15 protein-coding genes are annotated in these 14683 nt (G+C 64.6%); 1 reads left to right on the forward strand and 14 read right to left on the reverse strand.

What is annotated here, in order from left to right; all coding sequences use genetic code 11:
- Window positions 1-86 precede the first annotated feature (86 nt).
- The 10 genes from GTK01_RS15340 to katG form a co-directional block, all read right to left on the reverse strand.
- A complete protein-coding gene (locus GTK01_RS15340) occupies window positions 87-656 on the reverse strand; it encodes an NnrU family protein (protein ID WP_252927505.1) in 570 nt (189 codons plus the stop codon).
- Window positions 657-708: 52 nt separating this feature from the next.
- Window positions 709-1818: a YbfB/YjiJ family MFS transporter gene (locus GTK01_RS15345; RefSeq protein WP_252927507.1), complete on the reverse strand. Its 1110-nt coding sequence runs from the start codon at window positions 1816-1818 to the stop codon at window positions 709-711.
- 140 nt (window positions 1819-1958) lie between these two features.
- Window positions 1959-2309, reverse strand: coding sequence for a Spx/MgsR family RNA polymerase-binding regulatory protein (locus GTK01_RS15350; protein ID WP_252927509.1), 351 nt, complete (start codon window positions 2307-2309; stop codon window positions 1959-1961).
- Between the two features lie 3 nt (window positions 2310-2312).
- Entirely contained in the window at window positions 2313-3875 is a 1563-nt protein-coding gene (gene guaA, locus GTK01_RS15355) for a glutamine-hydrolyzing GMP synthase (RefSeq protein WP_252927511.1), read from the reverse strand.
- Window positions 3876-3916: 41 nt separating this feature from the next.
- On the reverse strand, window positions 3917-4570 hold the full coding sequence (locus tag GTK01_RS15360; protein ID WP_252927521.1) for a 5'-methylthioadenosine/S-adenosylhomocysteine nucleosidase: 654 nt from the start codon (window positions 4568-4570) through the stop codon (window positions 3917-3919).
- The gene (locus GTK01_RS15365; RefSeq protein WP_252927522.1) at window positions 4567-5025 is read right to left on the reverse strand and encodes a PaaI family thioesterase; all 459 of its coding nucleotides are present in this window, start codon (window positions 5023-5025) and stop codon (window positions 4567-4569) included. The genes GTK01_RS15360 and GTK01_RS15365 overlap by 4 nt, the downstream gene beginning before the upstream one ends.
- A gap of 126 nt (window positions 5026-5151) precedes the next feature.
- Window positions 5152-5604, reverse strand: a complete 453-nt coding sequence (locus GTK01_RS15370; protein WP_252927524.1) for a TspO/MBR family protein — start codon at window positions 5602-5604, stop codon at window positions 5152-5154.
- 92 nt (window positions 5605-5696) lie between these two features.
- Window positions 5697-6986 carry an RsmB/NOP family class I SAM-dependent RNA methyltransferase gene (locus GTK01_RS15375; RefSeq protein ID WP_252927526.1) on the reverse strand — a complete coding sequence of 430 codons (1290 nt, stop codon included), beginning with the start codon at window positions 6984-6986 and terminating at the stop codon, window positions 5697-5699.
- Between the two features lie 59 nt (window positions 6987-7045).
- Window positions 7046-7699 (reverse strand): DUF1275 family protein, encoded by a 654-nt coding sequence (locus GTK01_RS15380; protein WP_252927528.1) that lies wholly within the window; start codon window positions 7697-7699, stop codon window positions 7046-7048.
- Between the two features lie 70 nt (window positions 7700-7769).
- Entirely contained in the window at window positions 7770-9983 is a 2214-nt protein-coding gene (katG, locus tag GTK01_RS15385) for a catalase/peroxidase HPI (RefSeq protein ID WP_252927529.1), read from the reverse strand.
- A gap of 131 nt (window positions 9984-10114) precedes the next feature.
- On the opposite strand from katG, the gene GTK01_RS15390 reads away from it, so the two are divergent.
- Window positions 10115-11008: a LysR substrate-binding domain-containing protein gene (locus tag GTK01_RS15390; protein ID WP_252927531.1), complete on the forward strand. Its 894-nt coding sequence runs from the start codon at window positions 10115-10117 to the stop codon at window positions 11006-11008.
- On the opposite strand, the gene GTK01_RS15395 is transcribed toward GTK01_RS15390, so the two are convergent.
- From GTK01_RS15395 to GTK01_RS15410, 4 genes are all read right to left on the reverse strand, one after another.
- Complete coding sequence (locus GTK01_RS15395; RefSeq protein ID WP_252927534.1) at window positions 11001-11411, reverse strand: MAPEG family protein; 411 nt, start codon at window positions 11409-11411, stop codon at window positions 11001-11003. The two genes, GTK01_RS15390 and GTK01_RS15395, sit on opposite strands and share 8 nt — an antisense overlap.
- Before the next feature lie 8 nt (window positions 11412-11419).
- The gene (gene guaB, locus GTK01_RS15400; RefSeq protein WP_252927537.1) at window positions 11420-12922 is read right to left on the reverse strand and encodes an IMP dehydrogenase; all 1503 of its coding nucleotides are present in this window, start codon (window positions 12920-12922) and stop codon (window positions 11420-11422) included.
- 108 nt (window positions 12923-13030) lie between these two features.
- Complete coding sequence (locus tag GTK01_RS15405; RefSeq protein ID WP_252927538.1) at window positions 13031-13522, reverse strand: CAP domain-containing protein; 492 nt, start codon at window positions 13520-13522, stop codon at window positions 13031-13033.
- Between the two features lie 125 nt (window positions 13523-13647).
- Window positions 13648-14631 carry an MBL fold metallo-hydrolase gene (locus GTK01_RS15410; RefSeq protein WP_252927542.1) on the reverse strand — a complete coding sequence of 328 codons (984 nt, stop codon included), beginning with the start codon at window positions 14629-14631 and terminating at the stop codon, window positions 13648-13650.
- Window positions 14632-14683: the final 52 nt, after the last annotated feature.

The raw sequence follows: 14683 nt of genomic DNA on the forward strand, positions 1-14683 counted from the left end.
GCGGCACCCACATTGGCGAGCGTTTTAGCCGAAAATCGCCGTCATGGAAGGGAAAATCCCCGAACCGCACGGCGGGGGCGGCAAAATCACGCGATGACGGGGACGCCGATCAGCCATTCATGCAGGACAAAGGCGAAGAGCGCGTAGGCGACAAGGCCGATCACGATCGCAGCGATATCCCATGTGAGCGGACCGGGCGCCGGACCCACGTCGCCGCGACGCTTGATCGAAATGCGGTCGAGTACGGCCCAAGCGAGGAAGGTCCCGAACAGCAACAGAGCCGCCAGATCGCCATTTGCGAGAAGATGGCCGAGCGCCCAGATCTTTACCGCGACCAGCATCGGATGCTTGAGCGCCGCCTTGATGCGACCTGCCGGCAGTTGAGAGGCTGCAAGCGCGATGAAGGCGAAGACCATCAGCAAAAGGTTGAGATGACGCGTCCAGACCGGAGGTTCGTAAAGGATCGGAGCCGTTTGCCGCGCGATGCCATAGCCCCAGACGATGAGGACGAGACCGGCGAAGGTAACCAGCGAATAAATCCCTTTCCAAGGGCCGAGACCCCGCTTAGCAATCTGCGCGTCGCGGATGCCAGGCGCGAAAATGCGCACCGAATGGACGCCGAGAAACAGGATCAATCCGAGAATGAGAATCAGCATTGCGCGCCCCTTGGTTGCGCAATCCTACCGCGTCGACCGCTCGGGCGACAGATCAAGCGCTGGCAGCCACCTTCGAAGAAACCGCCAGCCAGGCCGAAACGGCGAGCGCCAGCGCAGCAAGGACGGACGGCCAGAAAAACCCGCCCGTCCAGTCGGCAACGATGCCAGCCACGACCGGGCCGACGATCTGGCCGAGACCGAACGCCGCCGTCATGACGGACAGGATCTTGCGCGGTGACGGACCGGCGAGGTTCCGACCGATCTGGATCCCCAGCGCGGTGATGGCAACGAAGGTGTTGCCGAGGAGGATGCCGCCCAGCAGCGGGCCGGTCATGCCGCCGAGCGCGACGCTCGCCATCACACCGACGCCTTCCACCGCGCAACCAATGGCCAATGCCGCGCGCAAGCCCCAGCGACGGGCGGCAAGTCCCCACAGATAGGCCGAGGGGATGACTGCAAGGCCGGTGACGAGCCAGACGACGGCTTCCAGCACCGAGCCACTCTCGTTCTCGCGGACGATCGCGATCAGGAAGGTTGCTGTGACGACATAGCCGAAGCCGAAGATGCCATAGGACCAGACGATGCGCTTGAGCGCCGGCGAAAAGACGAGCGCAGGCTCCTTGACCGCCGCACCGCCCTGCCCGCCGCCGCGCGGCAGAAGAAGCGAGATTGCTGCAAGGGCCGCGAACGACAGGGCGCTCGCCCCGATCCAGTTGGCCTGCCAGCCATAATTGCCTACGGCGAGCAGCGCGACCATCGTTGCCGAGGCCGCGATGCCGACGCCAACGCCGCCGAAATGTATCCATTGCAAATCGCCCCGGTCGAGCCGCGCGAGGCCAGCAAGGACGATGCTCGACAGGAACACCATGACGAAAGCACTGGCGACGCCGGCCGCAAAGCGGATCGCCAGGAACGTGGCGAAATCGTCCGTCAGGGCCATTGCGAGGCAAAGTGCGGTGCTGAGAGCGAGGCTCGCCAGCGACAAAGCGCGCTCCCAGCCATGCGCCCAGCCGCCACCGGCGATCAGCGCGCCGATGAGATAGCCCGTATAGTTGGAGGCGGCGATAAATCCCGCCTCGGACGTCGTCTGGCCGAGTGCGGCCATCATGCCCGGCAGGATCGGCGTATAGACGAAGCGGCCGATGCCCATGGCAACGGCCATGGAGAGCATGCCTGCGACGGCCAATCTGACGGGGGAGACGAAAGGTGCGGGTGCGTGCATTCTGCTACGAGACTAGCGGCGCGCCGGCACGGCGCAATGCTTAAACATGGCGCAAAGCGGCTTTGGGTCGGGCCCGCCGATCAACGCGCGAAAATCTCCGCGTAGCTGTCTGGCCTGAAACCGATCTCAATCGCCGTCCCGGTGTCGAGAACCGGGCGCTTGATCATGGTCGGCTCCCCCAGCATCAGCGCGACGGCCTTGGGTTCGTCAAGCTCGTCGCGCACCTCACCAGGCAGCGCTCGAAAGGTGCGGCTACCCTTGTTCAGAACCTTTTCCCAGCCGGCGGCTGCGCACCAGCGGGCGATGTCGTGTTTCCCGATCCCGTCGACGCGATAATCATGGAAGGCGTAGGCGATGCCGCTGGCATCAAGCCAGGCGAAGGCCTTCTTCATCGTGTCGCAGTTGCGGATGCCGTAGATTCTGACCGTCACGGCCTATTCCCACTCGATCGTGCCGGGAGGCTTTGAGGTGACGTCGTAGACGACGCGGTTGACGCCCTTGACCTCATTGATGATGCGGGTTGCGGCACGGCCGAGGAATTCCATGTCGTAGTGGTAGAAGTCCGCCGTCATGCCGTCGACCGAGGTGACGGCACGCAGCGCGCAGACGAATTCGTAGGTGCGCCCGTCGCCCATGACGCCGACGGTCTGCACCGGCAGCAGCACGGCAAAGGCCTGCCAGATGGCATCGTAGAGGCCGGCCTTGCGGATTTCGTCGAGATAGATCGCGTCGGCTTCGCGCAGGATTTCGAGCTTCTCCCGGGTGATGCCGCCCGGGCATCGGATCGCAAGGCCAGGTCCGGGGAATGGATGGCGGCCGATGAAGTGTTCCGGCAGGCCGAGTTCCTTCCCGAGAACGCGCACTTCGTCCTTGAAAAGTTCGCGCAGCGGTTCGACGAGCTTCATGTTCATGCGCTCGGGCAGGCCGCCGACATTGTGGTGAGACTTGATTGTGACCGAGGGGCCGCCAGTGAAGGAGACGCTTTCGATGACGTCGGGATAGAGTGTGCCCTGCGCCAGGAAATCCGCGCCGCCAAGCTTGTGCGCCTCTTCCTCGAAGACCTCGATGAAGAGCCGCCCGATGGTCTTGCGCTTCTTTTCAGGGTCGCTTTCACCTTCCAGCGCGCCGATGAAGCGGTCCTGCGCGTTCACGAGGATCAGCGGCAGGTTGTAGTGCTCGCGGAACATGGCGACGACCTCGGCCGCCTCGTTCTTTCGCATCAGGCCGTGGTCGACGAGGATGCAGGTCAACTGGTCGCCGACCGCCTCGTGGATGAGGAGTGCCGCGACGGACGAATCGACGCCGCCGGAGAGCGCGCAGATGACTTTGCCATTGCCAACCTGATCGCGGATCGCCTGCACGGCCTGTTCGCGATAGGCGGCCATCGTCCAGTCGTCGGCAAGGCCTGCGATCTTGTGGACGAAGTTCGACAGGAGCTTGGCGCCGTCCGGCGTGTGCACGACTTCGGGATGGAACTGAACGGCGTAGAACCTGCGCTTCTCGTCTGCGATGGCGGCGAAGGGCGCGCCGGTCGAGGTGCCGACCACGCGGAAGCCTTCGGGAATCGAGGTCACGCGGTCGCCATGACTCATCCAGACTTGATGGCGCGTGCCCTTGGCCCAAACGCCGGCGAAGAGCGCGCATTCGTCCTCGATGTCGAGGAAGGCGCGGCCGAATTCGCGGTGATGGCCACCCTCAACCTTGCCGCCAAGCTGGGCGCACATGGTCTGCTCGCCATAGCAGATGCCGAGCACCGGGATGCCGGCGTCGAACACGATCTGGGGCGCGCGGGGGCTGCCCATCTCCGTCGTCGAGGCGGGGCCGCCCGACAGGATGACGGCCTTGGGGCCGATCCGGTGGAAGGCGTCTTCAGCGAGCTGGAAGGGGACGATCTCGGAATAGACTCCGGCTTCGCGCACGCGGCGCGCGATGAGCTGCGTGACCTGGGAGCCGAAATCGATGATGAGGACGGTGTCGGGATGGGCTTCGTTCGTCATGACGGGCCTTTAGAGAAAAGCGCCTTTTGGCGCAATGGTGTTCACCGGCTTTCCAGCGTTCCTGCGATGATGGCCGCTTCGAGCCGGTCGACAGCATCGGCAAGCCTTTCGTCGACGAGGTGGAGATAGTCGGTCCAGTCGGAAAGCTTCGACAGATTGCTGCGGCCGTCGGAAATGCCGCGCAGCGCGACCAGCGGGACGTCGAAGGCCTGGCAAGCTCGCAGGACCGCGAAGGTTTCCATGTCTACCATGTCGGCGTCGATGCCTTCATAGGCCACGCCGGAAACGACATCGGCGCCGGTCGACAGCCGCGCCTCGGCGATGCCGGGCACACGAAGCGGGAGCGCGATCTCAGCCGGATGGTCGAGGAAAGGCGTGCGGCCCTTTTCGAAGCCGAGCACCGACGCGTCCATGTCGCGATATGAGACGGAGCGCGCCTGATAGATGACGGCATGGTCCAGCGTGCGGCTGCCGGCGGAGCCGAGCGAGACAGCGATTGCGGGCAACCGGTCGCGCGCCTTGAGCGTCGCAAGCGCGGACGCGGTTGCGACGGCCGCCTCGACTGGACCGACGCCCGTCATCAGGGGCGTGAACCGGCGCTTCAGGTGCGGGCCGTATTCGGCCGATGCCGCCATGAGGAAGAGGACGCGCGCGTCGCCGATCAGCGTTTCGGGAACGGCGCGCGGCACGCTCATCCGCGGATGTCGGCGCGGCCCGACACGACCATGATCGTCGCCGTCATGGTGGCGACAAGCTTCGGATTTCTATCGCCATCAATCGCATAGGCCTGGCCATCGGCGACGATGATCGTGCGGCCGGGTTTGGTGACGGAGCCGCGGAAAAGGAAACGGTCACCCTTGCCCGGGGACAGGAGGTTGACCTTGAACTCGATCGTCAGCACCGCGGCATCGGCCGGCATCAGCGAATAGGCGGCGTAGCCGCACGCCGAATCGAGCGCTGTGGAGATAATGCCCGCATGGAGGTAGCCATGCTGCTGGGTCAGCGCGGTCTTGTAGCCCATCTCGATTTCGACGATGCCGGGGGTGACGCTCGTCAGTTCGGCACCGATCGTGCGCATCACTTCCTGTCGCGCAAAGCTCTCGCGCACGCGTTCCTCAAAATCGCCGTCCGGCTTCAGGAGATCGGTCATGGTCCACCTTTGTGCTGTGATACGCTTATTGCAGAGCAGCATGTGACTGGCAATCGGGCTTCGTGCGCGCGGCGGCGTTGCCAACGCTGCCATGATGAAACGGACCTAGAGGGTGGCGACGGACGGTCAGTTCAGCAGCCAGATGGAGCCGTTGAGCAGCGCGGCGAAGGCGACCCACGCAGCGTAAGGCAGGAACAGGACGGCCGACTTCCGGTCCCGATGCCAGTTGATGCGGATGAAGGCGAAGATCGAAACGAGCAGGACCACGATGACGAGAAAGGCAAGGCCGATCTGGTTGAGCGTGAAGAACACCGGCGACCAGAGGAAGTTCAACCCGAGCTGGAGCCACCAGACCGACATCGCACCGCCGGTGCGCTCTGCGTTCCATACTCGCCAGCCGGCGACGGCGATCAGGACGTAGAGGATCGTCCAGACCGGTCCGAAGATCCAGTTCGGCGGGTTGAAGGGCGGCTTGGCGAGCGCCTGATACCATTCACCGGGAACGTTGTTGATGCCGATCAGCGACCCACCGCCGACCACGAGAACGACAAAGAGGACAAGGGAGAGAAATCTGGTCATGGCGAATTCCGGCGGTGTCGTTCTTGGATCTGGTGCGCACGCGCGTGAGGTCAATGCCGCCTGAACGGCCGCAATGACTTCCAGACCCGCCTTTACAAGCTCCGCTGCAGCACGGCGACGAAGAAGCCGTCAGTGCCTGTGCGGTGGGGGGACAGGACGATGCCGCGTGCGGGATCGATGCGCGCCTTGTCCGATTGGCCGAGAAACGTCTTCTCGAAATGAGCCGTGTGGTCGACTGGCGCGAAACCGGGGTTCTCGGCGGCGAAACGGTCGATCTGCGAGCCGTTCTCGGCGTCGAAAACCGAGCAGGTGACGTAGACGAGACGACCACCGGGCTTCACGAAGCGCGAGGCGCTCCGAAGGATTTCTGCTTGTTCGCCGGTGCGTATTTCGAGCTGGCGGTCGGTAAGGCGCCATTTGGCGTCCGGGCGGCGGCGCCACGTGCCCGAACCGGTGCACGGCGCGTCGATGAGAACGAGGTCCATCTGGCCTTCATGCCCGGAAAGGCCGGCAGCGCCCGCGACAACCTGCGCATTGCGCACCCCTGCCCGCTTCAGGCGGTCGAAGATCGGCGCGAGACGGGACTTGTCGGCGTCGTGCGCGAAAATCTGGCCCTTGTTGGCCATCGAAGCTGCCAGCGCGAGCGTCTTGCCGCCCGCACCCGCGCAATAGTCGAGGACCTGCATGCCGGGCGCGGCACCGGCGAGCGCGGCCGCCATCTGCGAGCCCTCGTCCTGCACCTCGAACCAGCCTTTCTGGAAGGCGGGCTCGACCTGCACGTTGGGGTGGCGCCCTGCCCCTTCGATCGGCGCGATGCGCAGGCCCAGCGGAGCGATGGCCGTTGGGTGCGCGCCGGTCGGCTTCAACTCAGAGAGCACACGGTCGCCGTCGGATTTCAGCGTGTTGACGCGCATGTCGAGCGGCGGGCGGGCGGCAAGTGCCGCGGCTTCTTCAATCCAGTCCTCGCCGAACGTCTCGCGCAGAAGTGGCTCGCACCAATCGGGGCAATCGGCCTGGATGAGCGCAGGGGCATCCACAAGCCGGCGCAGCGACAAGGCTTCGACTTCGTCGGCGGTTGGCGGCTTGGCTGCGAAGCGGTCGCCGTCAAGAGCTGCGGCGATGTCGGCGGCGGACATGCCGTTTTCAAGCGCGAGCGCGCCGAGCGCCATGCCGCGCGGCGTATCGGAGCCAGCAAGCCAGCCCGCCGAGCGTTTGCGGCGCAGCGCGTCGTAGACAATGTTGCCAATGGCGGCTCGATCGCCCGCGCCGGCAAAGCGATGCGACAGGCCCCAGTCTTTCAGCGCTTCGGCCGCCGGCCTGTGGCGGGCCTCCATGTCGGTTAAAACCTCGATGGCTGCTGCCAGCCTGCCGCCCAAACGCATGTCTTGTTCCTATAGTCGGTTGCCCGGATGGCAGTGTGACTAATGCGTTGCCGCGTCGATCACAAGTCCGGAGACTTGACCGCAGGCATGAGCAGCAATGCAGCAAGAGCAAAGATCAAGCTGGCCGCCACTGCCAGCCAGAGCGCTTGCATGGCGAAGGCACGAAAGGCAAACGCTCCCGCGACCGCCCCCGATGCAAGGCCGACCCACAGACAGAAGTGCCAGAACCAGGATGAATGGCCGCCGCCGCGTAAAGCGGCCGCCATGCCCTGCCCCATCTTGACCAGCGCGCCGGTCATGTAAGTCACTCCGATCGACACTTCGCCATTGCGCTGGAACACCGCGTTCTCGCTCCCCATCGCCAGCGCCATGCAGGCGATCGCGATCCAGGACCTGCCCTCGGCGGCGGCGAAGGCGGCCGCGGACAAGAGGGCCGCGACGAGCAGGAGCGTTGCCGGTGCACGAAAACGCCCGGCTTTGTGGACGGCCAGCGAACTGGCGACCACGCCCGCCACGAACAGCGCGACGAGCGACAGCGGCAGGATCACCGCCGATGCGTGCTCGGCGAGCCCGGTGCCTATCTGTACGGAGTTGCCCGTCATGAACGAGACGAAATAGCCGCCGAGTTCGATAAAGGCGACGGCATCCACAAATCCTGCAAGGCCGGCAAGCGCGACCGCCAGCATTCGCTCAGCAACGGGATGGTCTTTCACGCCGCGCCCCCAATGGAAAAGGCCGGGCGCGCTGCCCGGCCTTGACCCATGTACTTGATTCTCAGCCCCGTTAGGCGGCCTTGCGGCGTTCTTCTTCCTTCAGGTCGAAGCGGTCGAGTTCCATCACCTTGACCCAGGCCGAGACGAAGTCCTTGACAAACTTCTCCCTGGCGTCGGCGCTGCCATAGACTTCGGCGAAGGCGCGGAGCTGCGAGTGCGAGCCGAAAATCAGGTCCGCTCGAGTAGCGGTCCAGCGACGGGCGCCGGACTTGCGGTCCTGCCCTTCGAAAACGCCGTTCGAACCTTCGATGCCTTTCCACTTCGTGCCCATGTCGAGGAGGTTCACGAAGAAGTCGTTGGTGAGCTTGCCCGGCCGGTCGGTGAGGACGCCATGCTCCGGGCTGCCGACCTGAAGGACGCGCAGGCCGCCAACGAGCACCGTCATCTCCGGGGCGGTGAGCTGGAGCAACTGGGCACGGTCGACCAGGTGCTCTTCCACCGACATGATCGGGTTGCGCACATAGTTGCGGAACCCGTCCGCCTTCGGCTCCATGTAGGCGAACGACTCGACTTCGGTCTGTTCCTGCGAGGCGTCCATGCGTCCCGGGGTGAAGGGGACCGTCACGTCGTGGCCGGCATCCCTCGCCGCCTTCTCGACCGCGACCGAGCCGGCGAGCACGATCAGGTCTGCCAGCGAAACCTTCTTGCCGCCCGCGTTGAACTCACCCTGGATGGCTTCGAGGGCGGCGAGCACCTTGGCAAGCTCGGCAGGACGGTTGACGTCCCAATCCTTCTGCGGGGCAAGACGGATGCGGGCGCCATTGGCGCCGCCGCGCTTGTCCGACTCGCGGAAGGTGGAGGCAGATGCCCAGGCGACGGAAGCCAGTTCCGCGACCGTGAGGCCGGTGGCGGCAATTTCCTGCTTGAGCTGCGCGATGTCGGATGCGTCGACCAGCGGGTGGTCGACTTCCGGGATCGGGTCTTGCCAGATCAACGGCTCCTTCGGCGCGAGCTTGCCGCGATAGAGCTTCAGCGGGCCCATGTCGCGATGGGTGAGCTTGAACCACGCCTTGGCGAAGGCCTGCGCGAATTCCTGCGGATTGGCATGGAAGCGGCGCGAGATCCGATCGTATTCGGGATCGGTGCGCAGCGCCATGTCGGCCGTCGTCATCATCGGCGCGTGCTTCTTCTCGCCGTCATGGGCGTCCGGCACCTTGCCGTCGCCGGTCGTGCCGACCGGCTTCCACTGATGCGCGCCGGCCGGGCTCTTGGTCAGTTCCCATTCGTGGCCGTAAAGCGTGTCGAAGAAGGTCATGTCCCAGGTGATCGGCGTGGGCGTCCATGCACCCTCGATGCCGCTGGTGATCGTGTGACCTGCCATTCCGCTTTCGAAAGTCGACGCCCAGCCAAGGCCCTGATGCTCGATCTCGGCGCCTTCCGGCTCGAAGCCGACATGGTCCGCCGGCCCGGCGCCATGCGCCTTGCCGAATGTGTGGCCGCCGGCGACCAGAGCGACGGTCTCCTCGTCGTTCATCGCCATGCGGGCAAAGGTTTCGCGGATGTCGCGGGCGGACTTCATCGGGTCCGGATTGCCATCAGGACCTTCCGGGTTGACATAGATCAGGCCCATCTGGACGGCGCCGAGATCGCCGTGGAGCTCACGGTCGCCCGAGTAGCGGCTGTTTTCATGCGAGCTGTCGGCCAGCCACTTGTCCTCGGCGCCCCAATTGACGTGGTTCTCGGGCTCCCAGGTGTCGGCGCGGCCGCCGCCGAAGCCATAGGTCTTGAAGCCCATGGATTCCAGAGCGACGTTGCCGGTCAGGATCATCAGATCGGCCCAGGATAGCTTGCTGCCGTATTTCTGCTTGATCGGCCAGAGCAGACGGCGCGCCTTGTCGAGGTTGCCATTGTCGGGCCAGCTGTTGAGCGGAGCGAAGCGCTGCTGGCCCCGACCGCCGCCGCCGCGCCCGTCACCGACGCGATAGGTGCCGGCGCTGTGCCAGGCCATGCGGATGAAGAACGGACCGTAATGGCCATAGTCGGCCGGCCACCAATCCTGCGAATCTGTCATCAGCGCATGCAGGTCGGCGATAACGGCATCGAGATCGAGGCTTTCGAACTCCTTCACGTAGTCGAACGCTTCGCCCAGCGGATTGGCGTCGGGCGTATTTTGGTGCAGCACGCTGACATTGAGCTGGTTTGGCCACCAGTCGCGGTTCTGCCTACCCCTCGAATGCGGAACGGGGCACTTGCCTGTGCCCTTGTCGTCTACCTTGGCATCCATGATCATTTCTCCCTGGCGAAAATTGCTTGGTCGCCCGGAACCGAAATCCCAGGCAGTTTCAATCAAGCAGATATTCGACCGGCGCGATAATTTCAAATTGCGTTTTCTTGGATCAACGATAGTTTGCGGTTATGATCAAGCTAACTATTCGGCAGATGGAATATTTCATCGCCCTCGCCGAAACGCTGCATTTCGGCCGCGCGGCGCAGCTTGCCGGCGTCACGCAGCCGGCCCTTTCCGCTCAAATTGCCGAAATGGAAGACAAGCTGGGCTTGCGGCTGTTCGATCGCTACAGGCGTGGCGTGACGCTGTCGGAAGATGCACGGCTTCTCTTGCCGCGGGTCGAACGCGTTCTGGCCGAGATGCGGGAGATCGAGGCGATGGCGCGGCGCGAGCGGGCGGCGATGTCGGGTCGAATGCGGCTCGGCGTCATTCCGACGGTCGCGCCCTATCTCCTGCCTGCGATCCTGCCGGCACTTGGCGCGCGTTTTCCCGATCTGTTGCTGGAACTGAAGGAATCGGTGACCTCGACGCTCGTCGAGGAGACGCTGGCCGGCCGGCTCGATGCGTTCATCGCTGCGCTGCCACTGGAAGATGCGCGGCTGGCCGCGGCGCCTATCCTGGAGGATGGCTTCCTGCTTGCCGTGCCTCAGAACGACCCGAATTTCATCGAGCCCCCGGTCGCGCCGGAGAGTCCGGAACTGGAGCGTCTGATCCTTCTTGAAGAAGGGCACTGCCTGCGCGATCAGGCCCTTGCGATCTGCGGATCGGTCAAGCCGCTCGCCATGTCGAATTTCGGCGCGACGAGCCTGACGACGCTTCTGCAGATGGTGGCGCACGGCCAGGGCCTGACGCTGGTGCCGGAAATGGCGCTCACCGCTTCAAAGGCTCTGCCAGGTGTCAAGTTCGTGCCTTTCTCCGCGCCGATCCCCTCGCGCACGATCGGCATGGCCTGGCGCAAGCGGGCCGCCCGCGAAGCGGATTTTCGCGCGCTCGCCGAAACGATCGGCGAGCTCGCTAGTTAATGGCGAGCGCCAGCCAGATCCACATGATCGCCAGCACGAGGAAGCCGAGCGAGAATGCCGGCTGGCGGTAGCGGATGCGGTTGGAGGTCACGTGGATGAAAGCGTGAACGTAGCGCGAAAGGACAAAGATCCAGGCGAGCACGAGCGCGAACAGCCCGGCCCCGCCGACGGCGTAAAGCGCCAGGCAGCACGCGTGGAAAAGGACCGGAAGCTCGAACTGGTTGGCCAGATTGTTGCGAACGAATAGGCTTTCAGGAGGCTCGTTGGTGTTCTCCCGGAACTGCGAAATCCTGGTACTGCCGGCCTTGACGGCCGCCTTACGTCGCAGGAACATCAACACATAGATGCCGTAGACCAGCGCGACATGCGCCAGCATCGGCCAGAAGATCGCGGTCTGGTTCATCGCGCCACTCAGCTCATACCGGGATAGTTCGGGCTTTCGCGGGTAATCGTCACGTCATGCGTGTGGCTCTCGCGCCAGCCGGCATTGGAGATGCGCACGAAGGTGGCACGGTCACGCAATTCAGTCAGGTTCGCGGCGCCGACATAGCCCATCGCCGCCTTCAGGCCGCCGACGAGCTGATGGAGGACGCCCGCGACCGGACCCTTGTAGGGCACCTGGCCCTCGATGCCTTCCGGCACGAGCTTGAGCGCATCGCGAACTTCGGCCTGGAAGTAGCGGTCGGCAGAGCCGCGCGCCATTGCGCCGACCGAGCCCATGCCGCGATAGGATTTGTAGGAGCGGCCCTGATGCAGATAAACCTCGCCGGGGCTTTCGTCCGTGCCGGCCAGAAGCGAGCCGACCATGGCCGCCGACGCGCCGGCGGCAAGCGCCTTGGCGAGGTCGCCGGAGAACTTGATGCCGCCATCGGCGATGACGCCGACGCCCGCCTTGTCGGCCTCCTCGGCTGCGCCCATGATGGCGGAGAGCTGCGGCACGCCGACGCCTGCAACGATCCGCGTGGTGCAGATCGAGCCCGGCCCGATGCCGATCTTGACGGCGTCGGCGCCCGAATCGATGAGTGCCTTCGTCGCTTCCGCGGTCGCCACATTGCCGGCGACGATGCGCACGGAATTCGACATCTTCTTGGCACGCAGTACCGCGTCGAGGACGCGCTGCGAATGGCCGTGTGCGGTGTCGATGACGATCAAGTCGACGCCGGCGTCGATCAGGCGCTCGGCGCGCTCGAAACCGTCATCGCCGACGCTGGTGGCGGCGGCGACGCGCAGGCGTCCCTGCGCGTCTTTCGAGGCATTCGGATTGAGTTGCGATTTCTCGATGTCCTTGACCGTGATGAGCCCCACGCAGCTTCCGTCACCGTCCACGACGAGCAGCTTTTCGATGCGGTGCTGGTGCAGCAGGCGCTTGGCCTCGTCCTGGCTGACCGTCTCCTTGACCGTGATCAGGTCGCGGTGGGTCATCAGTTCGCGGACCGTCTGCGCCGGGTCGGAGGCGAAGCGCACGTCGCGATTGGTCAGGATGCCGACGAGGCGGCCGGTGCGATGACCGCCGGTGCCGCCGTTCTCGACGACCGGGATGCCGGAAATCCCGTGGGCGCGCATCAAGGCCTGCGCATCGCCCAGCGTGGCGTCGGGGCCGATCGTCACCGGATTGACCACCATTCCGCTTTCGAACTTCTTGACCTGACGGACCTGTTCGGCCTGCTCGGCGGGCGAGAAGTTGCGGTGGACGACGCCAATGCCGCCGGCCTGCGCCATGGCGATGGCGAGGCGCGAATCGGTCACCGTGTCCATGGCCGCCGAAAGGATCGGGATGTTCAGGTCGATGTCGCGGGCGATGCGGGTCGAGACGTCCGTCTGACCTGGCATCACGTTCGAGTGACCGGGCTGCAGGAGCACGTCGTCGAAGGTGAGCGCAATTGCGCCGGTTGCGGATTCGATGATTTTTGCCATTGCCTTGCCTCGCCCGGGAAACTGGGATTGGCGGCGGCTCGTAACACGTCCCCTGTCATATGGGAAGCGTTGCGGCGCAACATAGCTGTGTCGTACCCGGAAGCCGGCTCAGGCAGCCAGCACCATAGCCCAGTAGCGCTGCGCAGGATCGCGCGGATCGGTGACGTAGCCGAGGCCAAAACGTGAGAACTTCGGATCGAGCATGTTGCGGCGGTGGCCGGGCGAGTTCATCCAGATGTCCATGACACGCACAAGGTCCATGCGACCACGGGCAAGGTTCTCAGCCGCCGCGCCGTTGGTCGTCACCTTGCCCATGCGCGTTTGGAACGAGCGACCAATGCCCGTGTCGTGCGCCATGCGCCCGGTCTCGGCCATGAAGCCGGCCTGCACGATCGCGGCAGTCTCCAACTCGCTGTCCGCGCGCACCGCGCCAAGCGAATTTGCGCTGCGAATGTCGGCAAGGAGCGGCGCGCCGTCGCGGGTCATGCGCACGCTTTCGCCAGAGGGGCCATGCGACAGGCAGCCCGCCAGGGGCGCGAGCGCCCATGCAGCGCCGCCCAGGATCAGAAACCGGCGGCGGTCAATCGTCGTTTCGGTCATGGAGGCCCGTGAGGATGTTGTGCAGTTGCCTCGACTTTCCGGGCGATTGAGGCAAAGCTTTGGCGACATGAAAAGCCCAGCCGCACCCAGCGGCCAGGCTTTTTCCGCGCAAGCGCCCGACTGGCCTAAAGATCGAACTGATAGGTCGCCGGAACGTAGCGATAGCCCTGATCGATCTTTTCGACGAAACCCACGGCCGGGAACGGCATGTGGTAGCCGATGAAGGGAATGCGTTCAGTCGCGATCTGGTCGAAGATGCGCTTGCGGGTTTCGACTGCCATCTCCTTGTCCATATCGAAGCGGACGTGCCAGTCGGGCCGCATCAGCGAAGCCACGTAATGGTTGGCCGTATCTGCCGTCAACATGAGCTGGCGACCGCCGCTTTCGATGGCGAAGGCGAGGTGACCGGGCGTGTGGCCGAAGGCAGCCACGGCCGAGATTCCCGGAACGACCTCGTCGCCGTCCGCCAGGAATGTCATGTCTTCGGCGAGCGGAACAACATTTGCCTCGACGGCCTGGGCCGCGTTGGCGGTCTGACCCTCGGCACGCTCCGGCGCGGTCCAGAAATCATACTCGGCCTGCCCGGCAACGTAGCGAGCATTGGCGAAGGCCGGCGCGCCGCCTTCCATCAGACCTCCGATATGGTCGCCATGGAAATGGGTGAGGACGACGATGTCGATCTCGTCGGGCTGGTGACCGGTAGCCTGCATCCGCTCACGCAACTGGCCAAGGCCGTTGGCCCGTGCGCCCTCTCCAAGGCCGGTGTCGAAGAGAATCTTCTCCGATCCGGTGTCAATGATGACCGGAGCAAAGCCGTTCACGAACTGGTCCGCGGGCAGGAAGTTCGCCTCCATCAATTCGGCGACGGCATCCTCCTCCTGATCCTCGCCGAAGGTCGGGTACGGACCGTGGGAGGGGCGAGCGCCGTCCAGAACGGTGGTGATCTGAAAATCGCCGAGCCTGAAACTGGAATAGCCCGGATTGCCGACTTCAGGAGCGGTCGCGATCTGCGCACTTGCTGCGCGAACCATGATCTGGGGTGCGGTCAAGGCCATCGCGGCGCCTCCAGCAAGCTTGAATATCGTTCGACGATCAGTGGTGCCTGACATCGGCTCTCTCCAGCTTTGTTTTAGGGATGCAGCGGCAGATGGACCAGAACGG

This window comes from Aliihoeflea sp. 40Bstr573 (genome assembly GCF_024105655.1).
Taxonomy (GTDB): domain Bacteria; phylum Pseudomonadota; class Alphaproteobacteria; order Rhizobiales; family Rhizobiaceae; genus Aliihoeflea.